Source organism: Pseudonocardia kongjuensis (genome assembly GCF_039526905.1).
Classification (GTDB): Bacteria; Actinomycetota; Actinomycetes; order Mycobacteriales; family Pseudonocardiaceae; genus Pseudonocardia; species Pseudonocardia kongjuensis.
Window position 1 is genome coordinate 1 of the sequence record NZ_BAAAJK010000062.1, and the last position, 20848, is coordinate 20848.

A 20848-nucleotide genomic window follows, 5' to 3' on the forward strand; every position below is an offset into this window, starting at 1 on the left:
CGGGGTGCGAGGCGGGGCGCGGCGCGCAGCGGGGCGCGGGGCGCGGGGCGCGGGGCGCGGCGAGGCGCGGCTAGGCGGGGCGGGGCGGGTCAGGCCCGGTCGAGCCGGGTCCGCAGGGCCCGGTCGGCCTTGCGGGCCATGTCGGCGACCGCGGCACGTTCGGCGGCGGCGGCGTCGTAGTCGGCGCGCCGGTCGCGCACCACCCGGGCCGGCGTGCCGACGGCGATCGTGTCGGCCGGGATCTCCCCGCGTGCGACGGCGTGCGCGCCCAGCACCACGCCGGAGCCGATCCGGGTGCCGCGCAGCACCGACGTCTTCACGCCGAGCCAGCAGCCCTCGCCGATCCGGACCGGCGCCTTGACGATGCCCTGGTCCTTGATGGGCCGGTGCACGTCCTCGGTGCGGTGGTCGAAGTCGGTCACGTACACCCAGTCCGCGACCAGAGTGGCCGCCCCGACCTCGACGTCGAGGTAGCAGTTGAGGGTGTTGTTCCGGCCGAAGACGACCTTGTCGCCGATCCGCATCGAGCCCTCGTGGCAGCGCAGCGCGGTGCCGTCGCCGATGTGCACCCAGCGGCCGATCTCCAGGCGACCGAAGCCGGGCCGGGCCTCGATCGTCACCCCCTTGCCGAGGAACACCATGCCGCGCAGCACGACGTGCGGCTGCCGGATGCGCAGCACCAGCAGCCGCCAGTAGCGCAGCAGGTACCACGGGGTGAAAGCCCGGTGGCGCAGGATCCAGCGCAGCGAGGTGAGCGTGAACAGCCGGGCCTGCTCCGGATCGTCCTGCGGTCGCACGGGTCCGACCCTAGGGGTGTGCCGGGCGGTCGCGGCGGGTACCTCCACCGGTACCCCGACGATCGGAGCGAGACACGTGGGCGACAGGAGAGAACCGGACGACGGCACCGACGTCGGCACCGGTGAGCTGACCTCCGGCGACGGGGCGGGCGCCGCGGGCGCCGGCACGGCCCGGGACCGCGACCATGCGGGCAACCCGCGTTCCGGGTCGGGCACCGACGACGCGGGCGCCACCGAGGCCGCGGCCCGCGAGCTGGCCGAGGAGAACGAGGACGAGCCGACCCGCAGCGAGTGAGTCGTAGGCTGCCGGGGTGCCTCGCCCGTTGATCATCGACACCGACCCCGGCGTGGACGACGCCGTCGCGATCGTCCTCGCCCTGCGCAGCCCGGAGGTGGACGTCCGCGCCGTCGTCGCGTCCTACGGCAACGTCGCGCTGGACCGGACACTGCCGAACGCGGGCCGGTTGCTCGCGCTGGCCGGGCGGCCGGACGTGCCGCTCGGCACCGGCGCGGACCGGCCGCTGGTGCACCGGCTGGAGCAGCGCGCCACGCACGTGCACGGCGTCGACGGGCTGGGCGGCCGGGCCGCGCACCTGCCGGACCCGGTCGGCCCGGTGCCCGGCTCCGGGATCGCGCTGATGGCCCGGGTGCTGCAGGAGGCCACCGAGCCGGTGACGATCGCCGCGATCGGGCCGCTGACCGACACCGCGCTGCTGCTGGCCACCCATCCGGAGCTGGCAGAGCGGATCGGCCGGATCGTCGTCATGGGCGGCGCGATCGGCGCCGGCAACGTCACCGGCGCCGCCGAGTTCAACGTGCACGCCGATCCGGAGGCGGCGCACCGGGTGTTCACCCAGGCCGAGGTGCCGGTGGCGCTGGTCCCGCTGGGGACGACGCTGGCCTGCTCGGCCGGCCCGGACTGGGTGGCCGCGCTGGCCGCGGCGGACCCGGCCTGCGCCGAGCTGGCCGCGATGCTCGGCGGCTACCTGGACCGGACCGGCAGCGACGCCGTCGCGCTGCACGACGCGATCGCGCTGCTGGACTGCGTCGCCCCCGGCTCGCTCACCGCGGAGCCGGTCGGGCTGGCCGTCGACACCGGATTCGGCCCGGCCCGCGGGGCCACCGTCCCGGACCGTGGGCCCGGGCCGGCGGCCGCGGTGGACGTGCTGTCCGCGCCGGACGTCCCGGCGGTGCTGGACGCCGTGCTGGACCGGCTGCGCGGGTGAGCCGGGCGGTCAGGAACCGGCGGCCTCGGTGGCCGGGGCGGGTGCGGGCGCCGCGACCGGGAACCGGGGCAGCGCCAGCATGAACGCCGCCCCGACGCCGAGCAGCACCACCGAGACGATCAGCGGCACGGTGTACCCGCCGGTGAGGTCGCGCTGCCAGGACATCAGCAGCGGGCTGGCGCCGACGCCGAGCACGAACACCGCGTAGAGCACGCCGAACACCCGCCCGTAGCGCTCCAGGCCGTAGTAGCGGGCGGTCAGGTACCCCATCAGGTCGACCTCGGCGCCGAGCGCGAAGCCGACCCCGATCGCCGCGGCGAGCGCCAGCGGCGCGCCGCCGACGAGCAGCAGCACGTACCCGGCGGCCGCCAGGCCCAGCACGAGCACCGCGACCCGCGGCGCGAAGAAGCGGTCGATCAGGATGCCGACCACGATCCGCCCGACGACGACCGAGACGCCGACCGCACCGGCGATCGCGGCGGCCGAGGTGGGCGCCACCCCGGCGTCGCGCAGCATCGGCACCAGGTGCACGGTGAGCCCGCCGACGGCCAGCGAGATCGCCATGAACGCGAGCGTCAGCCGCAGGAACAGGCCGGTCCGCAGCAGCTCCAGCACCGGCTGCCGGGGCGCCACCACCGCGGTGGCGGCGCGGCCGGTCCCGGCCGAGTGGCGCGGCAGCATCAGCAGCACCAGGACGGCGCCGATCAGCACCGCGATGCCCAGGATCCGGTAGGCGCCGCGCCAGTCCTCGGCGATCTGCGCGCCGAGCAGCATCGGCACCAGGAACGCGACGAGGCCGGTGCCGGCCAGCGCGATGCCCAGTGCGAGTCCCCGGCCGCGGTCGAACTTCTCGTTCACGGTGCGGGTGAACGACACCACCGTCGATCCGGACGCGAACAGGTACATCGACGCCCACACGACCAGGTAGAGCACGAAGACCGGGCCGCTCGCGGAGAGCAGGAAGTAGGCCAGCGCGAGCACGACCAGCGAGATCGTGGCCGGGATCCGCACGCCGATCCGGTCGACGAGCGCGCCGACCACCGGCGCCGTCACGATCAGCGCCAGCGACCCGACGAGCTGCAACGACGACAGCTGGGTGCGCGACCAGCCGAACTCCGCTTCGAGCTCGGGGACGAACAGGCCGTTGGTGTAGAACGGCAGTGCGCCCACACCCAGCCCGAGGCCGACGGTGCAGGCGACCAGCGCCGCCCAGTTCCGGCGGAACTCCGCTCCGGTCCCCTGGTCGTGGTCGGCCGTTCCGGACGGTGCGCTCATGGACTCTCCCCTGTGAGGTCGGCTACCGAACGTGTCGGAAAACGGTAAAGTTTCGATTAACGAATCTCCAACAGGAAGTCCGACGTGCACGGATAGCCGGACGGCTATCTGACAGGGAGGTGCCGGTCACCGTGGACAACCACATCTCGCTGCAGAAGCTCGAGGTCCTGTGCGCCGTCGTGGAGGCGGGCGGGGTGGGACGGGCGGCCGAGTCGCTGTACGTGTCCCAGCCGGTGGTCAGCGAGCACCTGCGCTCCCTGGAGAGCCGGATCGGGGCGAAGCTGTTCTACCGGCAGGGCCGCAGCCTGCACCTCACCGAGGCCGGACGCGCCGTGCACCTGTGGGCGGGCGAGGTGCTGCGCGGCCGCACCGAGCTGGACACCCTGCTGCGCAACCTGTCCACCGGCTCGACCGGCACCGTGTCGATCGGGGCCAGCCAGGCGGTCGGCAACACCGTGCTCCCCGGGACGCTGATCCGGTTCCGCCGGGCCAACCCGAGCATCGCCGTCACGATGGACGTGTGCACGATCGAGGCGGCACTCGCCGGTGCGCTCTCCGGGATCAACGACTTCTGCCTGGTGACGACGCCGACCCCGCCCGACACCGGGGTGTTCTCCGCCGAGCTGGTCGCCGAGCCGCCGTTCGCGCTGGTCGCGGCGGCCGGCGACGACACCGTGCCGGACCGGCTGGCCCCGGAGGCGCTGGCCGACCTGCCCTACGTCTGCCCGCCGGCCCGGCTCGCGGCCCGGCGCAGCCAGGACCTCGCGCTGGCCTCGGTCGGCGTGCACGGCAGGCGGGTCGAGATCGAGCTGGGCAGCACCGAGTCGGTCAAGCAGGCCGTCGCCGCCGGCCTCGGCGTCGCGCTGACCTGGCGGCACTCGGTGGCGCCGGAGATCGCGGCCGGGACGCTGCGCGAGATCACCGTGCCCGGCACCGACCTGCGCGACCGGCTCTATCTCGTGCACCGGGTCGGGAAGCGGTTCACCCCGCCGCAGGAGCGGCTGCTGCGCGAGATCCGGGACGCGGTGCACGAGATGTTCACCGCCCGCCGGGCGGGCGCCGATCCGCGGCCGGCTCAGCTCGCGTAGAGCCAGTCGACGTGCCGGTAGTCGAGCGGGTCCCGGTCGCGCAGCAGTGCGTTGCGGGTGTCGCGGAACAGGCCGTCGCAGTGCCACAGCTCGCCCCACCGCCGCGCGGTGCGCTGCACCCGGGCGGTCCGCGCCGTCCGCACCTCGGCGTACCCGGCGACGGCGCGGTCCCAGTCGCCGCCGGTCTTGTCCAGCTGCCCGGCCAGCTCGTCGGCGTCCTCCAGTGCCTGGCAGGCACCCTGGGCGAGGTACTGCAGCATCGGATGGGCGGCGTCGCCGGTCAGCACCATCCGCCCGTCCGCCCAGCGCCCGATCGGCTCCCGGTCGAACATCCGCCACCAGCGGTCCCGCCACAGGTGCCCCAGCGCGCCCCGGACCCGGTCGCAGGTGCCGGCGAACGCCGCGTCGAGCTCGTCGGGGGTGCCCCAGTCGGCCTCCCCGGCCAGCGCCCGGGGCGAGCGGAACACCGCGACCTGGTTGAACATCTCGCCCCGGCGCAGCGGGTACTGCACCAGGTGACAGCCCGGCCCGACGAACACCACGACGTCGTCGAGCGCCAGCTCCGAGGTGTCGGCCAGGTCCGACATCGGGATCGCGCCGCGGTAGGCGACGTAGGCCGAGCTGACCGGCTCGTCGTCGCTGAGCCGGCCGCGCAGCCGGGAGCCCAGCCCGTCGGCGGCGACCACCAGGTGCCCGGAGTCGGACCGGTCCGTGCCGACCGCGGTCGCCCCGCCGGCGCCGGTCTCGACGCCGGTGACGGCGGCGTCGGTGACCAGGTCGACGCCGGCCGCGCGGCAGGCGTCCAGCAGCACCGCGTGCAGGTCGCTGCGGTGGATCACCACGTACGGCGCCCCGTACCGGCGCTGCGCGTCGGCCAGGTCGAGGTGGGTGAGCTCGCTGCCGTCGACGGCGTCGCGCATCACCAGCCGGCGCGGCAGGTAGCCGCGGCCGATCACCTCGTCGAGCAGTCCCCAGGAGCGCAGCAGCCGGGTGGCGTTCGGCGCCATCTGCAGGCCGGCCCCGACCTCGCCGAACGCGGGGGCCTGTTCGAGCACCCGGACCGAGCGCCCGGAGCGGGTGAGCGCCAGCGCGGTACCCAGGCCGCCGATGCCGCCCCCCACGACGACGACGTCCACATCGGGCACGTTCATGATCTCTCCTTCAGAGCCAGCGCGGCAGGGTCGGCAGGTCCGGTGCGGCGTGCCGGCCGGCCAGCCAGGCGGCCGCGACCGGCAGCGGCAGCTCGACCGGGACCGGCTCGCCGTCGCCGGTGATCTCGTGGCAGGTATCGGTGGTGGTCAGCAGGACGGCGGGCCCGGGCCGGGCGGACCGCCAGGCGGCGACGTCGTCGAGCAGCGCGGCGAGGAACCCGGTGGGCAGGTCGGCGAACCCGGCGCCGGCCGCCAGGTCGACGGCGTGCACGCAGGTCTCCCGGGCCCGCATCCAGGGCGTCTCCGAGGCGGGCACGGTGCGGCCCTGCGCGGTCACCACCTGCGCGGACCAGGCGTCGGCGGGCAGCGTGTCCAGCTGCCTGCCCAGCTCGGCGGCCGAGTCGCGGACCCACTCGCGCAGGTCCGGGCGGGCCGCGCCGGTGTCGATGTCGGCGGTGCGCTGCTGCGGCGAGGCGTACATCGGGGTCTCCACCCCGGTGCGGGCCCAGCTCAGCAGCCGCCCGATCGCCTCGGCGTTGGACGCGACGTGCGCCAGCAGCTGCCGGCGGGACCAGCCGGGCAGCGCGCACGGCCGGTCCAGCTCGGCGTCGGTGAGCCGGTCGGTGGCCTCGAGCAGCAGCCGGGTCCCGGCGTCGGCCCAGGCCCGGGTCCCGGAGCTGCCGACCCGCAGCGGTGTCACGCGGGCACCACGCTGACGGCGCGGGCCCGGTTGCGCAGCTCGCCCAGGCCGTCGATCGCGGTGACCAGCTCGGCGCCGTCGGTGAGGTAGCGCTTCGGGTCGCGGGCGTGCCCGACCCCGCCCGGGGTGCCGGTGGCGATCACGTCGCCGGGCTGCAGGGTGAGGATCCGGGAGATGTAGGTGATCAGCGCGACCGGGCCGAAGACCAGGTCGGAGGTGTTCGCGGACTGGACGGTCTCGCCGTCGACGACGCAGCTCAGGTCCAGTGCCGGTGCGGTGCCGCCGGGCAGTTCCTCGGGGGTGACCAGGTGCGGGCCGAACGGCGTGCTGGCCTCGAAGGTCTTGCCCTGCAACCACTGCAGCGTGCGGTACTGCCAGTCGCGCATGGTGACGTCGTTGAGCACGGCGAACCCGGCGACGGCGGCCGCCGCCTCGACCGCGGTCGCCCCGCGGACCGGTGAGCCGACGACGACGGCCAGCTCGGCCTCCCAGTCCACCGCCGCCGATGCCGGATCGAGCGCGACCGGATCGGTGGGGCCGACCAGTGCCTCGGCGAACTTGCCGAACAGGGTCGGGTGCTCGGGCAGCTCGCGGCCCATCTCCAGGATGTGCGAGCGGTAGTTCAGGCCGACGCAGATGATCTTCCCGGGGCGCGGGACGACCGGGCCGAGCTCGGCGGACGCGGCGGGATGCGCCGGGCCGGACGCGGTCGCCGCCCGGTCCCGCCAGCGCGGCTGCGCGAGCAGGGCGCCGACGTCGGGCGCGTCGAGCTCGACGTAGTGGTCGCCGTCGAGCCGGGCGGCCCGGGTGCCGTCCGGGGTGCGCAGGGTCGCGAGCTTCACGGGTGGTTCTCCTCGGGGGTGTCGATCTGCACGCGGTCGGCGTGCAGGCGTTCGAACAGCGGCGCGTCGGAGAACCGGAACAGGTCGAGCCCGTCGCCGGTCCGGACGCCCAGCGGCTGCCAGGACGGCACGGTGACCAGGTCGCCGCGGCCGACCTCCCACTCGTCGTCGCCGACCCGGACCGTCCCGGCGCCGTCGAAGACCTGCCACACCGACGAGCCGACCTCGCGCCGGGTCGCGGTGCGGGCGCCGGGACGGAGCCGGTGCATCTCGGCCCGGATCGTCGGCATCACGTCACCGCCGTTCGACGGGTTGGTGAACCGGACCGCGGCGTGCCCGGGCCCGACGACGCCGGGGAAGCCCTCGTCGGCGAGCGCCAGCTGGTCGCGCAGCGCGGCGTCGGTGTGCTCCCAGCGGTAGGCCGCGACCGGCGAGCTGGGCAGGCTGCCGGGCCGGGACACCGGCCGGAGCCCGGGATGCGCCCAGAGCCGTTCGGCGCGCGAGCGGTCCGGCGTGCTGCGGTCGGCGACGGTGTCCGGCCCGGTCTCGAAGAAGGTCGAGCCGATGTGGTGCGACAGCGGGATGTCCAGGCCGTCCAGCCAGGCCATCGGGGTCTCGGCCTGGTTGTGGTGGCCGTGGAAGTGCCAGCCGGGGGTGAGCAGGAAGTCGCCGCGGCGCATGGCGACCGGATCGCCGTCGACGACCGTCCACACGCCCTCGCCCTCGACGACGAACCGGAACGCGTGCTGGGAGTGCCGGTGCACCGGGGCGTCCTCGCCCGGATTCAGGTACTGGATCGCCGCCCACAGCGTGGGCGTGGCGTACGGCAGCCCGCCCAGGCCCGGATTGGCCAGCGCGACCGCGCGGCGTTCGCCGCCCCGGCCGACCGGGACCAGCTCGCCGGCCCGCTCGGCCAGCCGCAGCAGGGTGGCCCAGCGCCAGCGGTGGGCCACCGCGGACGGCCGGGGCGCGGACGGCATCAGGTCGCCGATCTCGGTCCACAGCGGGACCAGCAGCTCCTGCTCGAAGCCGCGGTACAGCTCGTGCAGGGCCGGGGTCGGCTCCGGCCTGCCCGGCCCGGCGACGGCCTGCAGGCTGACCGGCGAGACGGTGGCGGTCATGGGGACTCCTCGTGGACGGTGGCCCGGACCCCGCCGACGCTACGTCGGTTTCACTGGTGAGCAGGTAGGATTTCTGTTGTGAAGAATCCGCCCGCGTACCGGGTCGAGTCGGTCGACCACGCCCTGCATCTCGCCGTGCTGCTGCAGCAGGAGGGTCCGCTGCGGGTCACCGACGCCGCCCGCCGGCTCGGTGTCGCCCCGTCCACCGCGCACCGGCTGCTGGCGACCCTGGTGCACCGCGACTTCGCCGTGCAGGACGACGACCGCCGCTACCTCGCCGGCCCGGTGCTGCGCCACGGCGGGCTCCCGGCCGCGTCGGTGACCGGCCTGCGCCGGGCCGCGATGCCGCACCTGCGGGCACTCGCCGCGCTCACCGAGGAGACCGCGAACCTGGTCGTCGTGGTCGGGGACCAGGTGCGGTTCGTCGCCACCGTGGAGTGCGAGCAGATCCTGCGGGTCGGCGACCGGGAGGGCCGGGTGCTGCCCGCGCACCGGGCGTCCGGCGGGCGGGCGGTGCTCGCCGGGCGCACCCCGGCCCAGCTGCGCGATCTCTACGACCGGCCCGGCTCCCCGGTCACGGACCTCCCGGCGCTGCTGCGCGACCTGCGGCGGGTGCGCCGGCAGGGCTTCGCCGTCAACGACGGCGCCACCGAGCCCGGCATCACCGCGATCGGCAGCGCGGTCCCGGACGCGCCGCCCGCAGCGGTGCCGGACGCGCAACCCGCAGCGGTACCGGATGCGCTGCCGGCAGCGGTATCGGATGCGCTGCCCGCAGCGGTATCGGATGCGCTGCCCGCAGCGGTACCGACGTCGCTGCCCGCAGCGGTCTCCCTCGCGATGCCGTCGGTCCGCTACCACCGCGACCGGCTGGCCGGCTGGGCGGAGCTGCTCCGCACCACCGCCGAGCGGATCACCCGCGACCGGGGTTGAGCCGGACCGGCCGGGACCGGGCAGCGCCGACCGGGCAGGGCCGACCGGGCAGGGCCGACCGGCGCCCGGGTCAGCGCGGCTTGCCCAGCGTCCCGATCCCACGCCCGTGCCAGCGGTGCACCGTCACCCACGCGCTCACCCGCTCGGCGTCGCGGTACGGGTAGGGCACCCCCCGGTAGTGCCGGGCGAGCCGGTCGATCACGGCCAGGTCCGGATCGGCCGCCCACTCCCCGACCCGGCCCTCCAGCGTCACGTAGGCGCTCCAGTCGGCCCCGTCCAGCACGGTCAGCGTGGTCCGCGGCTCGGCCGTCAGGTGCCCGCGCCGCCGCCGGTCCGCGGCCATGTTGACCAGCACCCGGCCGTCGCGCTCCCACAGGTACCAGGTCGGCACCGAGACCGGTGAGCCGTCCGGCCGCAGCGAGGTCATCACGCACGGGTTCGGCAGGCGCAGCATCTCCTGCACGTCGTCCGGCACGGGTGGTGGTGGCACGGGCGGTCCTCCGGTTCGGGTCAGGCCGGGCCGCGGCTGCCGAGCAGCAGCCCCTCCCGGATCTCCGGCAGGGTCGCGGCGAGGTCGGTGACGGGCAGGCCGTGCGTGGGCGCGACCAGCTCCACACCGAGCCGGTCGAGCAGGCCGTCCAGCCGCCGCAGCCAGGGTGCCATGTCGACGAACGTCGTCCAGTGCAGCGCCAGCTCGGCGAACAGCGCGGTCATGTCGGGCAGGTCGATCGAGCCCGCCTCCTCGGCGAACCGTCCACAGTGCCCGTCCTCGTGGTAGTGGCTGAACGCGAAGCCGTCGCCGGGGAACAGCACCCGGCGCGCGGTGTCGAAGCCCCACAGCGTCGAGGGCAGGTCCTTCAGCACCGGCTCGACGAACCGGAACTCGGTGCCGCCCAGGTCGAGCGCGTCGCCCTCGCGCAGCGGCCGGAACCGGTCGGCCAGGTGCGGGAACACCAGCGGGTAGTCGCGCACGTCGCCGACGACGACGGCGTCCGGGTGGCGCTGGAGCAACCGCCCGATGCCGGACGCGTGCGGGGTCTCCTGGTGCGTCGGGAACAGGTAGCGCAGCGGCGGCAGCCCCGCCGCGAGCAGACCGGCCAGCTGGCCCTCCAGCCGGTCGAGACCGTCCGGGAAACCCGCCTCGACCAGGATCGACGAGTGCTCGCCGGACACCAGGTACACCGAGTTGTAGCCGTGCAGCACCCGGTCGCCGTAGGGGTGCTCCAGGCAGCTGCCCAGCCAGTGCACGCCCGGCGCGAGCTCGCGGGGCAGCGGATCGGGGCCGATCGTGCTCATCGCGGCACCGGTACCCGGCCGAGCTCGGTGAGCGCGTCCCGGACCAGCCCCAGGTGCCGCCGGACGACCGCCCGGCCCTCCAGCACCCGCCCGTACGCCGGGGCGATCCGCACGATGTCGTAGCCGGCGGCGATCCGGTCCAGGTCGGCCACCAGCTCGCCGGTGCGGGCGCCGTCGAGCCACCAGAACCGGCCGCCGAGCAGCAGCTCGCGCAGCCCGGCCGGGGTGGTCGGGTCGTCGTCGGCGGTCACCGTCCACGGCGAGTCCGGTCGTGGGCGCAGCACGTGGGTGAAGGCGTCCGAGGTGAACAGGGTGCCGGTGGCGCCGTCGTGCAGCCAGTGCGTCGGGAGCAGCCGCAGCAGCGGCCGGAACGCGGTCACCGTCCGGCCCGGCCCGATCGTGATCCCGCCGGTGGCGCCGACCCGGGTGACCCGCACCCCGTCGAGCAGGTCGGTGCGGCCGGCGTCGCCGGGCCGGAAACCGACCCAGGTCGCGCCGTCCGGCTGGGCGGCGTGCAGCACGGCGATGCCGAAGCGGTCGTGCACCGGCGCCACGTTGCAGACCGAGTCGAACTCGCCGAGCCGCAGCGGCAGCACCTCCAGCCGCCCGCCCGCGGGATGGTGCTCGGCGAGCAGCGCCAGCAGCGCGTCCTCGTGCGCCGACAGCCCGGTGTCGACCAGCAGCGACGTCCGGCCCTCGGTGAGCAGGTACTGGTTGACCGAGGCCCGGCCCGGCGTCCCCGCCGGGTAGGGCGCGAACCCGTCCGCCGGGACGTCGTGGTGCAGCCCGACCAGGCCGGGGGCGAGCCGGACGGCCGCCGAGCTCACCGGGCCGCCGCGGCGGGCACGGCCTCCCGCTGCTGCTCGAACGCGATGATCGCCTCCTCGCGCAGCAGCGACCACAGGTGCGCGACGAGCTCGCCGTAGCGGTCCGAGGAGACGATCGAGGAGTCCCGCGGCCGCGGCAGGTCGACCTCCAGGATCGACTTGATCGACGCCGGCCGGGCGGTCATCGCGACCACCCGGTCGGAGAGCTGGACGGCCTCGCCGAGGTTGTGCGTCACGAACACGACGGTCTGCTGCAGCTCCTCCTGCAGCCGCAGCAGCTCCTCCCCCAGCACCATCCGGGTCTGCTCGTCGAGCGCCGCGAACGGCTCGTCCATCAGCAGGATCTCCGGGCGCATCGCGAGCGCGCGGGCCAGCGCCACCCGCTGCCGCATCCCGCCGGAGAGCTGGGCGGGGAACCGGTCGGCGAAGCCGCGCAGCCCGATCAGGTCGAGCATCTCGCTCGCCCGGTCCGCGCGCTCGGCGGCCGGGACGCCCGCCATCCGCATCCCGAACTCGACGTTGGCCCGGGTGGTCAGCCAGGGGAACGTCGAGTCGTCCTGGAAGACCATGCCGATGCTGGGATGCGGCCCGTCGAGCGGGTCGCCGGAGACCGAGACCCGGCCCGCGTAGCCGCCGACCAGCCCGGCCACGATGTTGATCAGCGTGGACTTGCCGCAGCCGGACGGGCCGATCAGCGAGACGAACTCGCCGCGCGCCACGGTCAGGCTCACCGAGCCGAGCGCGGGCACCGGCCGCGCGGTGTCGCCGAAGCTCTTGCTGACGTCGTCGATCACGAGTGCCGGTGCGTCGGTGGTGTTCACAGCGAGATCTCCTGTTCGGAGCGGTGTCCGCCGCCGAGGCGCAGGGCCCGGCCGAGCCGGTCGAGCCCGACGGCGACGAGGACGGAGAAGAGGAAGACCAGCAGCAGCACCGCGTACATCTGCGGGATCTGGTACTGCGAGTAGTAGAAGATGACCCGGTACCCGACGCCGGCGTCGGCGGCCTTGCTCTCCGCCATCACGGTGCCGATGATCGCGGTGGCGATCCCGAGCCGGACCCCGGCGTACATGGTCGGCGCCATCGCGGGCACGTACACGTGCCGCATCCGCTGCCACCGGCCGGTCTGCAGCAGCCGGGCCGCGTTCAGCCAGACCGGCCGCACGTCGGAGACCGCGCCCAGGGTGTGCAGCACCACCGGGAAGAACGCGCCGAACGCGGCCATCGCGATCTTGGACTCGGTGCCGACCGACAGGAACAGCAGGAAGACCGGGTAGAGCACGATCTTCGGGACCGTCGACAGGTACACCAGCAGCGGCTCGACGGTCTCCCGGGCCAGCGGCCGGGTGCCGATCAGCAGGCCGGCGGCCAGGCCGACCACGATCCCGGCCGCCGATCCCCAGAAGAGCTGGAACAGGGTGATCCCGACGTCGCCGGCGAACTCGGCCGTCAGCACGTCGCCGAACGCCGCGAACAGCGTCCACAGGTGCGGGAAGAACTCGTCGGCGCCGGCGCCGGACAGCGCCAGCAGCTCCCACAGCACGACCACGGCCAGCACGGACAGCACGCGGATCCGGACCAGCGGGCTCATCGCTTCACCACCATCCGGGTCGCCCGGTTCAGCAGGAACAGGAAGGTCACCGACAGGATGATGATCAGCAGCAGGGCCGCGTACATGTCGGCGGCGCGCAGCCGCAGGTAGGCCAGCGACAGCTCGGCCCCGACGCCCCCGACGTTCGCGAGGTACTCCATCGCGATCACGGTGAGCATGGTCAGGGTCAGCCCGAGCCGCAGCCCGACCAGCACCGAGGGCAGCGCGGCCGGCAGCAGCACCCGCAGGAAGGTCTGCCCCGGGGTGAGCCGCATGATCTTCGCGACCTTGATGTAGGTGTCGTCCAGCCTGCGGAACGCCTGGTAGGTGGAGATGAGCACCGGGAACAGCCCGGCCGCGAAGCCCAGCACCGCCACCGCGACCGGGGTCCGCCCGAACATCACCAGCGACACCGGGTAGAGCAGCACGATCGGCGAGGACGCCAGCGCGTAGAGCAGCGGCTCGTAGGCGCGGCCGTAGAGCGGGCGGCGCCACAGCAGGTAGCCCAGCGTGGTGCCGACCGCGGCGGCCCCGACGAACGCGGTGCCGACCTCGGCCAGCGTGATGCCGAGCAGCACCAGGTAGGTGCCGGCGGTCAGCCCCTCCCACAGCGTGGGCAGCACCACCGACGGCGGCGCGACCTGCAGCGGGGTCACCCAGCGCAGCTCGACCGCGAGTTCCACCAGCAGCGCGGCGGCGACCACGATGCCGATCCGCATCGCGGGCACCCGCCACGCGAGCAGCCTGCGGCGGAGCGGGGACGGCCCGGGACCCGGTGGCGCGGACGGCGCGGGGGCCGTCGTCGTGGAGGTCACCGGTCAGCCCCGATCGGCGGTGCCGAAGACGGCGTCGACGGCGAGGTGCGGGGCGAGCTCCTCCTCCGACAGCGGTTCGCTGATGAACCCGAGCTCGTGCGCGACCCGCAGCGACACGTCCAGCCCCTCGAGGCGGCGCGGGTCCAGGTCGGCCGCCGGGTACACCTTCTGCGCCTCGGCGAGCACCTCGGGCGTCGCGTCGAGCTCGGAGACCTCCTTCCAGATCTCCAGGGTCCGCTGCGGGTCGGTCTCGGTGAAGGCGATCGCGTCGGCGTAGGCGCGGAAGAACGCCTGCAGGTCGGGCAACCGCTGCTCGACGAGCTCGGTGCGGGTGATGTTCACCCGGGAGGTGATGCCGGACAGCTCCTCGACGTCGTTGCCGGTGCCGATCTGGCGCAGCGTGCCGTCCTGCACCGAGTCCAGGAAGAACGGCGGCGTCGTCCAGCCGACGTCGACCTGGCCGGTGCGCACCGCGGTGAACACGTCGGACGGGTTGCCCAGCGCGGCCAGCTCGGGCGCCGGCCGGCCGGCGGCCTCCAGCTGCCGGCCCAGCTCGCGGCCGACCAGGTCGGTGGAGGAGCCGGGGCCGCTGGTGGAGACGGAGCGGCCACCGACGTCGTCGAGGGTCTGCAGCGGCGACCCGGCGGGCACGTAGTAGGCGATGTCGCCGTAGCCCTGGAACTCGGCGCTGACGATCGCGATGTCGGCGCCCTGCTGGATCGCGGAGTAGACCGCGGGCAGCGAGACGCCGACCGCGATGTCGCTGCTGCCCGACACCAGCGCCTGGATCGCGTCGCCGGAGCTGGACGGGTAGATCGGTTCGGGGGCGACGTTCGCCCCGGCGGCGGCGTAGAGGTTCTCGGCGCGGGCGACCGCGTCGGGTACCGCGACGTCGTAGACGACCTTGTGGCTCAGGGAGAGCCGGAGCGGGGCCCCGGCGTCGCCCGCGGCGCCGCCGGAGCAGGCGGCGAGCAGAGCGGTGGCCAGCACGCAGGCGACCGCCCAGCCGCCCCGCCGCAGCCGGTGGCCGGGTGGTGTGGGCCGACGGACCGCACTCGTCGTCGAGCGGATCGGTGTCATGGTTCTCCCTCTCGGACACGCTGTTCGGAACGGGTCGAGCCGGACCGGGGGATCAGGGCGAGGTGAAGACCACCCCGGCCCGCTCCGCCATCGCCGGCTGGATGAACTCGCGCACCACCTGCTGGTGCGCCGGATGGTCGCGGAAGGTCAGGTAGCCCTCGACGTCGTCGAACTCGATCAGCGAGGCGAAGTCGAAGTTGTCGACCCGGATGCCCAGGTCGGGCCCCATCCGCATGGAGCGGATGGTGTCGATGTGCTCGCGCAGGCCGAGCAGGCCGTCCATCACGGACTGCTTGGCCGCCTCGCTGGCGCCCTCGACCCAGCGGATGCAGATGACGTGGTTCAGCACCGCTCACGCCTCCCGGTCGGTGCGGACGTTGACGACCTTGGTCCGGGTGAAGCCGAGCAGCTCCTCCAGGCTCTCCTCCTGGCCGACGCCGGAGGCCTTCCAGCCGCCGAACGGCAGGCCCGGGAAGTGCCGGGCGGAGTCGTTGACCCAGACGTAGCCGGCCTCGAACCCGTCGGCGAAGCGCTGTGCCCGGCGCAGGTTCTCGGTCCAGACGCTCGCGGTCAGGCCGTACCGCACGTCGTTGGCGACCCGCAGGGCCTCGTCGTCGTCGTCGACGGTGATCACCGACAGGACCGGCCCGAAGATCTCCTCCTGGGCGATCCGCATCCCCGGGGTGACCCCGGTGAACACGGTCGGTTCGAGGAACGCGCCGTGCGGCAGGTGCGCCGGCCGGTCGCCGCCGGTCACCGGCACCGCACCCTCGGCCAGCCCGGCGTCCACGTAGGACCGGACCCGGTCCAGGTGCTCCCGGCTGACCAGCGCGCCCATCTGGGTGTCCTCGGCGATCGGCACGCCGACCCGGATCGCCCGCACCAGCTCCACCACCCGGGCGACCAGGTCGTCGGCGACCGAGCGGTGCACGACGAGCCGCGAGTTCGACCCGCACGACTCGCCCTGGCTGGCGGTGAAGTTCATCCCGGACACCGCACCCGCGGCGGCCGCGGCCAGGTCGGCGTCGTCCAGCACGACCATCGCGTTCTTCCCGCCGAGCTCCAGCGTCACGTGCTTGACCGCGGCGTCCGCGGACGCCCGCTGGATCGCCCGGCCGGTCCGCTCGCTGCCGATGAACGCGATCCGCGGGATGCCCGGATGCGCCGAGATCGCCGCCCCGGTCTCCGGCCCGGCACCCGGCACCACGGTCACCAGGCCGTCCGGGAGCACCCCGGCGGCGATCTCGGCCATCCGGATCGCGGACAGCGGCGCCTGCGGCGGCGGCTTGACGACGACCGCGTTGCCGGCCATCAGCGGCGCGCCGAGCTTGCCGGCGGCGAAGAACAGCGGATGGTTGAACGGGATGATCCGCCCGACCACGCCGTAGGGCTCGATCCGCGAGTAGTGCAGGCCGCGCCCGGTCGCCGGGTAGGTCCGGCCGGTGAGCAGCAGCGCCCAGTCGGCGAACATCTCCAGGTGGTCGGCGGCCCAGCGGGCGTCGCCGCGCATCGAGGCGATCGGGCTGCCACCGTCCAGCGCGTCGAGCAGGGCGAGCTCCTCGCCGTGCTCGCGCAGCGCGGCGGCGAGCTCGCGGACCGCGGCGGCCCGGCCCTGCGGCGAGTACCGCCGCCAGACCTCGAAGCCGCGCTCCCCCGCGCGCACCGCGGCGTCCACGTCGGCGGCGCCGCCGTCGGCGACCTGTGCCAGCGGCCGGTCGGTGGCCGGATCGACGGTGCCGAAGGTCCGCCCGTCGGCGGCCGGGCGGGAGGTGCCGTCGACGACGACGCCCCACTCGCGGGCGGCCAGCGCGTCGATCTCGGCGCGGCGGGCCGCGTAGGCACTCTGGTAGGGCGTCGACTCGGTGGTCGCTGCCGTGGCTGACATCGGGTGCGGCTCCTTCGGGCTGGTGGGGGACGGTCGGGTGCTCACGCGGTGAGCGCGGCGCGCTGCGCGGGATCGACGGGAACCTGGTGCTCGAGCAGCACCTCGCGGCGCTCCCGGGCCGAGGTCGCCACCGCGCGGCACACCTCGACGGTCGCGGCGCCCCAGGCCGCGTCGTGCACCGGCGGCTCGCCGAGCACCACGGCCCGGTACAGGTCGTCGAGCACCGGGCTCTTGTCCGGGAACGGGCCGTCGCACGGGATCGGGATCGTCCGGGCGCCCCGGTCGTCGTAGACCACGACACCGTCCGGCCCGGCCCGCAGGTCGCCGCCCTCGCAGCTGACCAGCAGCACCCCGAAGTGCGGCTGGTGCAGCCCGGAGCGGTCGGCGGGCGGCTGCGGCAGGCCGCGGTAGCCGCGGGCGGCCTTGAGGCCGAGCTCGGCGTCCGGGCCGCCGGCGGCCCGCAGCGCGCGCCGCGCGGCGCCGTGCTCCGGGGTGCGGTCCCGGCCGTTCTCGTCGATCCAGCCGTGCCACTCGTCGGTGTCGAACCGGTCGTAGCCGCTGTAGACCAGGCTGGCCGCGGCGCCGTCGTCGAACTGCAGGAAGGTGGAGTGGCCGCCCTCGGTGGGGCGTTGCGGATCGAGCACGAAGGTCGCCGAGCGGACCGAGCGGACCAGGCCGCCGCCGAGCAGCCGGACCAGGTCGACCTGGTGCGGGACCTGGTTGAACAGGATCCCGCCGCCGCGCGCGGTGTCGAGCTCCTCGGGGCGGCGCGGCCGGTACAGGAAGCTGCCGTAGTACCAGCTGTTGATCATCGCGACCCGGCCGAGCCGGCCGGAGGCGATGATCTCGCGGATCGCCCGCACCGGCCGGTCGTAGGCGTGCGTGTGCCCGACGACCACCTGCGCGCCGCTCGCCCGGCTCGCCTCGTGCACCGCCAGGCAGTCCTCGACGGTGAGCGCGAGCGGCTTCTCGACGAGCACGTGCGTGCCCAGGCGCAGCGCGGCGATCGCCTGCCCGGCGTGCAGCGCGTGCGGGGTGGCGAGGTAGACCGCGTCCACCCCGGGATCGGCGGCCAGGTCCTCGGCCCGGTCGTGGGCGGGTACGCCCAGGTCGGCGGCGAACCGGTCGCGACCGGTCGGATCGACGTCGGCGACACCGGCGATCCGCACCCGCGGATCGGCGAGCAGGCTGGGCAGCATCGACATCGTCGCGCCGCCGAGGCCGACGATCCCGAGCCGCAGCGGGCGGCTCACAGCGCCCTCGTCCCGGCCAGGTCGAGCGTGGACGGCGCGAACAGCTCGCGCGGCCGCAGCCTGCGCTCGCACAGCCCCTGCTCGACGAGGTACCCGCACAGCGCGTCGAGCACCGGCTCGTTGGGTTCCAGCCCGTAGGGCCAGAAGTCGGCGCCCATCACCTCGACGGTGCGGGCGAGCTCGGCGCCGACCCAGGGCAGCGAGACCGGTAGCGGCTCGTACTCGGCGAGCCGGTCGAGCGCGTTGCGGCGGGCCCGGTCGAACGCCTCGTAGAGGCTCGCCGCGACCCAGGGCTGCGCCTCGTGCAGCGCGCGGTCGAGCACCACCGTGTGCATGATCGGGAACAGCCCGGTGCGCCGGTGGTAGTCGGTCTCGGCGGCTCGGTGGTCGGCGAACAGCCTGCGCACCCGCGGCGATCCGGCGGTGAACGACGGCGGCGCCTGCGGGGCGACGATCGCGTCGATCTCGCCGGCCAGCAGCAGCTCGTCGAGCGAGCGCCGGTCCTCGTGCACGACCTTCACGCCGCGCACCTCGACCTGCTCCAGCGCGGGCCGGCCGGGATCGCGCAGGCCGCCGGTGACCCACTCGACGTCGGACGGGCGGACGCCGTGGTCGTGTTGCAGCATGCCGCGCACCCAGACCGCGGCGGTCATCTGGTACTCGGGGACGCCGATCCGGCGCCCGGCCAGATCGGCCGGTCCGTCGATGCCGGCGTCGGTGCGCAGGTAGACGGCGCTGTGCCGGAAGGTGCGCGACGGGAACGCCGGGATCGCGACGAACCGGGCGCGGTCCAGGGCGACCGAGGTGGCGTAGGTGGACAGCGACATCTCCCCGGCCGGGAACTCGCCGCGCAGCAGCCGCCGGAAGCCCTCGCGCGGCGACATCGGCAGGTAGTGCAGGTCGATCCCGGCCGGCCGCACGGCGCCGGTCCACAGGTCGAGTACCCGGTCCGAGAGGTGCCCGGCGCAGGCCAGCGTCAGGCCGCGGCGCTCACCCACCGGACGCCCCGCCGGCCGCGGCGGCCGCCGCGGCCGGCGCGACCCGCTCGCGCAGCGCGCGCCAGCGGCGGCCGCACTCGCGGGAGGCGGCGGCGGCGCCGGCGTCGATCTCGTCGTAGGGCGGGCGGATCGGGCCGGGCCGGCAGTAGCCGGCCTCGGCGATGCGGACCTTCTCCACCTGGATGTTGTGCGAGGCGAAGAACTCCTGGTCGGCGAGCAGGTGCGCGATCGGCTCGCAGGCCCAGGCGATGTCGGCGGCGGCCCGCTCGATCGCCGCCGGATCGCCGGAGCCGATCGCGTCGAGCACGGCCTGCGCGGGCTCGGGGCCCATCGCGGCGGCGGTGGCCCAGCACCCGGTCGTCGTGTCCGGGGACATCGCGTGGAACTCGTGCACCTTCATCTCGTTGGGCAGGAACCGGATCCGGCCCGACGTCGCGTCGATCAGCTCGGGCAGGTCGGGCGCCCGCGAGACCTTCGCGGAGACCACCTGCGGCACGTCGCGGGCCAGCGCGGCCCAGAACTCGACCGGGAACGGGTACCGGAACGCGCGGGTGTTGGCGTAGACCATGATGTCCAGCCCGGGGGCGGCGGCCGCGGCGTCGGCGACGTAGCCCAGTGCCATGCCGGTGGTCAGCGGCTGCCACATCGGGAGGCCGAGCAGGGTGCCGGTGGCGCCCCGGTCGGCGACCAGCCGCAGCCGCCGGACCACCTCGTGGGTGCCGAGCGCGGTGACCCCGACGGTGGTCGGGACCCGGCCGGCGGCCGCGTCGACCACGCAGCCGACGACGGTGTCGTAGTCGTCCGGGCTCAGCGTGGCGCACTCGCCGGTGGTGCCGAGCGCGATGATCCCGGCGGCGCCGTCCCGGATCAGGGTGTCGACCAGGCGGGCGGTCTCCTCGGTGTCGACGGTGCCGGTGGCATCCCAGCGCTCGGCGCCGGGCAGGGCCGGGGTCGGGATGATGGCGTGCAGACCGGCGTAGCGGTCGGTGCCGCTCACGAGGTGCTCCCGGCGTCCGGGCCGCCGATGAACGCGGCCGGTGGCCGGCCCGCGATGCCCCACACGTCGCCCTTGTGCTCCGGGCCCCACTCGACGACCGGCACCTCGGCGGCCGGATCGAAGTCGTCGAACTTGTCGAGGTCGCCGTAGTACTCGACGAAGAAGCCGGCCGGATCGCGGTAGTAGGTGAACACGTTGCTGCCCGGCCCGTGCCGGCCCGGCCCCCAGACCGGGGTGACGCCGTGCTCGCGCAGCAGGCCCAGGCCGCGCATCACCTCGTCGACGGTGCCGACGTCGTAGGCCATGTGCTGCAGCCAGGGCCGCTCCGCGGGCACCAGGGCCAGGCTGTGGTGGTCGGCGTTGCAGCGCAGGAACCACATGCCGGTGGCGTTGCGGTCGGTCACCCGGAACCCGAGGATCCGGTAGAACGCGTCCATCGCCGCCTGGTCCGGCGTCCCGAGCACCACGTGCCCGAGCCGCAGCGGCGCCGGGCGGTCGCCCGCCGTGCGCGGGCCGGTGTCCCGCGGCCCGACGACCAGCTCCACCCGGTTGCCGTCCGGGTCCGGCACGGACACCGCCGCGGTCTGGCCCGGCCGCAGCTCGGCGGCGGGCACCGGCGTCGCGGCGTGGCCGGCCGCCGTCAGCCGCTCGGCGAGGCGGTCCAGCACCTCGGTCGAGGCCACCCCCAGCGCGAGATGGTCCAGGCCGGCCTCGGCCCCCGGCACCAGGACGAGATCGGCGTGCCGGGACTCCCGGCCCGCCAGGTGGTGCTCGCCGTCGGCCTCGGCGACCGGCGCCAGCCCCCAGGCGTCGGTGTAGAAGCCGAGCGCGGCGGCCAGGTCCGGTACGGCGAGTGCGATGTGGTCGAGACCGGTCACGGCGACCTGGGGGTCCCCCATCGTCTGCACCTCCACAGTTCTTCGGTCGGGGTGACGGCCCGGCGGCCCGATCCGTCGCCGCTTTTCTTACATCCGGAACC

Annotated in this window: 23 protein-coding genes; 4 read left to right on the forward strand and 19 right to left on the reverse strand. The window is 75.0% G+C overall.

What is annotated here, in order from left to right; all coding sequences use genetic code 11:
- Positions 1-89: 89 nt before the first annotated feature.
- Complete coding sequence (locus ABD160_RS32430; RefSeq protein WP_344030315.1) at positions 90-797, reverse strand: acyltransferase; 708 nt, start codon at positions 795-797, stop codon at positions 90-92.
- A 76-nt stretch (positions 798-873) separates the two neighbouring features.
- On the opposite strand from ABD160_RS32430, the gene ABD160_RS32435 reads away from it, so the two are divergent.
- On the forward strand, positions 874-1092 hold the full coding sequence (locus ABD160_RS32435; protein WP_344030318.1) for a hypothetical protein: 219 nt from the start codon (positions 874-876) through the stop codon (positions 1090-1092).
- A gap of 16 nt (positions 1093-1108) precedes the next feature.
- Positions 1109-2023 (forward strand): nucleoside hydrolase, encoded by a 915-nt coding sequence (locus tag ABD160_RS32440; protein ID WP_344030321.1) that lies wholly within the window; start codon positions 1109-1111, stop codon positions 2021-2023.
- A 9-nt stretch (positions 2024-2032) separates the two neighbouring features.
- On the opposite strand, the gene ABD160_RS32445 is transcribed toward ABD160_RS32440, so the two are convergent.
- Positions 2033-3298 carry an MFS transporter gene (locus ABD160_RS32445; RefSeq protein ID WP_344030324.1) on the reverse strand — a complete coding sequence of 422 codons (1266 nt, stop codon included), beginning with the start codon at positions 3296-3298 and terminating at the stop codon, positions 2033-2035.
- A 131-nt stretch (positions 3299-3429) separates the two neighbouring features.
- On the opposite strand from ABD160_RS32445, the gene ABD160_RS32450 reads away from it, so the two are divergent.
- On the forward strand, positions 3430-4386 hold the full coding sequence (locus tag ABD160_RS32450) for a LysR family transcriptional regulator (RefSeq protein ID WP_344030326.1): 957 nt from the start codon (positions 3430-3432) through the stop codon (positions 4384-4386).
- Here ABD160_RS32450 and ABD160_RS32455 read toward each other — a convergent pair.
- The 4 genes from ABD160_RS32455 to ABD160_RS32470 are packed head-to-tail and all read right to left on the reverse strand — an operon-like array spanning position 4374 to position 8200.
- Positions 4374-5537 carry an FAD-dependent oxidoreductase gene (locus tag ABD160_RS32455; protein ID WP_344030328.1) on the reverse strand — a complete coding sequence of 388 codons (1164 nt, stop codon included), beginning with the start codon at positions 5535-5537 and terminating at the stop codon, positions 4374-4376. The genes ABD160_RS32450 and ABD160_RS32455 overlap by 13 nt on opposite strands.
- Positions 5538-5547: 10 nt before the next feature.
- Positions 5548-6237: a maleylpyruvate isomerase family mycothiol-dependent enzyme gene (locus ABD160_RS32460; RefSeq protein WP_344030329.1), complete on the reverse strand. Its 690-nt coding sequence runs from the start codon at positions 6235-6237 to the stop codon at positions 5548-5550.
- Positions 6234-7079: a fumarylacetoacetate hydrolase family protein gene (locus tag ABD160_RS32465; RefSeq protein WP_344030332.1), complete on the reverse strand. Its 846-nt coding sequence runs from the start codon at positions 7077-7079 to the stop codon at positions 6234-6236. Before ABD160_RS32465 ends, ABD160_RS32460 begins: the two co-directional genes overlap by 4 nt.
- Positions 7076-8200 carry a cupin domain-containing protein gene (locus ABD160_RS32470; protein ID WP_344030335.1) on the reverse strand — a complete coding sequence of 375 codons (1125 nt, stop codon included), beginning with the start codon at positions 8198-8200 and terminating at the stop codon, positions 7076-7078. Before ABD160_RS32470 ends, ABD160_RS32465 begins: the two co-directional genes overlap by 4 nt.
- A 78-nt stretch (positions 8201-8278) precedes the next feature.
- On the opposite strand from ABD160_RS32470, the gene ABD160_RS32475 reads away from it, so the two are divergent.
- Entirely contained in the window at positions 8279-9130 is an 852-nt protein-coding gene (locus ABD160_RS32475; RefSeq protein ID WP_344030338.1) for an IclR family transcriptional regulator, read from the forward strand.
- A gap of 70 nt (positions 9131-9200) precedes the next feature.
- Here ABD160_RS32475 and ABD160_RS32480 read toward each other — a convergent pair whose 3' ends face one another.
- Genes ABD160_RS32480 through ABD160_RS32540 form a run of 13 tightly spaced genes read right to left on the reverse strand, consistent with a single transcriptional unit; the run spans position 9201 to position 20768 of the window.
- On the reverse strand, positions 9201-9620 hold the full coding sequence (locus ABD160_RS32480; RefSeq protein ID WP_344030341.1) for a TIGR03618 family F420-dependent PPOX class oxidoreductase: 420 nt from the start codon (positions 9618-9620) through the stop codon (positions 9201-9203).
- A 20-nt stretch (positions 9621-9640) separates the two neighbouring features.
- Positions 9641-10426 (reverse strand): MBL fold metallo-hydrolase, encoded by a 786-nt coding sequence (locus tag ABD160_RS32485; protein ID WP_344030343.1) that lies wholly within the window; start codon positions 10424-10426, stop codon positions 9641-9643.
- Positions 10423-11253 carry an MBL fold metallo-hydrolase gene (locus ABD160_RS32490; RefSeq protein WP_344030346.1) on the reverse strand — a complete coding sequence of 277 codons (831 nt, stop codon included), beginning with the start codon at positions 11251-11253 and terminating at the stop codon, positions 10423-10425. Before ABD160_RS32490 ends, ABD160_RS32485 begins: the two co-directional genes overlap by 4 nt.
- Positions 11250-12074, reverse strand: a complete 825-nt coding sequence (locus ABD160_RS32495; protein ID WP_344030348.1) for an ABC transporter ATP-binding protein — start codon at positions 12072-12074, stop codon at positions 11250-11252. Before ABD160_RS32495 ends, ABD160_RS32490 begins: the two co-directional genes overlap by 4 nt.
- A complete protein-coding gene (locus tag ABD160_RS32500; protein WP_344030351.1) occupies positions 12071-12841 on the reverse strand; it encodes an ABC transporter permease in 771 nt (256 codons plus the stop codon). The genes ABD160_RS32495 and ABD160_RS32500 overlap by 4 nt, the downstream gene beginning before the upstream one ends.
- Positions 12838-13656, reverse strand: coding sequence for an ABC transporter permease (locus ABD160_RS32505; protein ID WP_344030354.1), 819 nt, complete (start codon positions 13654-13656; stop codon positions 12838-12840). The genes ABD160_RS32500 and ABD160_RS32505 overlap by 4 nt, the downstream gene beginning before the upstream one ends.
- 3 nt (positions 13657-13659) lie before the next feature.
- Complete coding sequence (locus ABD160_RS32510) at positions 13660-14736, reverse strand: ABC transporter substrate-binding protein (RefSeq protein WP_344030357.1); 1077 nt, start codon at positions 14734-14736, stop codon at positions 13660-13662.
- A 52-nt stretch (positions 14737-14788) separates the two neighbouring features.
- The gene (locus ABD160_RS32515; protein WP_344030359.1) at positions 14789-15085 is read right to left on the reverse strand and encodes a Dabb family protein; all 297 of its coding nucleotides are present in this window, start codon (positions 15083-15085) and stop codon (positions 14789-14791) included.
- 3 nt (positions 15086-15088) lie between these two features.
- Positions 15089-16621: an aldehyde dehydrogenase family protein gene (locus ABD160_RS32520; protein WP_344030360.1), complete on the reverse strand. Its 1533-nt coding sequence runs from the start codon at positions 16619-16621 to the stop codon at positions 15089-15091.
- A 41-nt stretch (positions 16622-16662) separates the two neighbouring features.
- Positions 16663-17874, reverse strand: coding sequence for a Gfo/Idh/MocA family protein (locus tag ABD160_RS32525; RefSeq protein ID WP_344030362.1), 1212 nt, complete (start codon positions 17872-17874; stop codon positions 16663-16665).
- Entirely contained in the window at positions 17871-18872 is a 1002-nt protein-coding gene (locus ABD160_RS32530) for an ABC transporter substrate-binding protein (protein WP_344030364.1), read from the reverse strand. Before ABD160_RS32530 ends, ABD160_RS32525 begins: the two co-directional genes overlap by 4 nt.
- Positions 18865-19869 carry a dihydrodipicolinate synthase family protein gene (locus tag ABD160_RS32535; RefSeq protein WP_344030365.1) on the reverse strand — a complete coding sequence of 335 codons (1005 nt, stop codon included), beginning with the start codon at positions 19867-19869 and terminating at the stop codon, positions 18865-18867. The genes ABD160_RS32530 and ABD160_RS32535 overlap by 8 nt, the downstream gene beginning before the upstream one ends.
- Positions 19866-20768, reverse strand: a complete 903-nt coding sequence (locus tag ABD160_RS32540; RefSeq protein ID WP_344030368.1) for a VOC family protein — start codon at positions 20766-20768, stop codon at positions 19866-19868. Before ABD160_RS32540 ends, ABD160_RS32535 begins: the two co-directional genes overlap by 4 nt.
- Positions 20769-20848 lie beyond the last annotated feature (80 nt).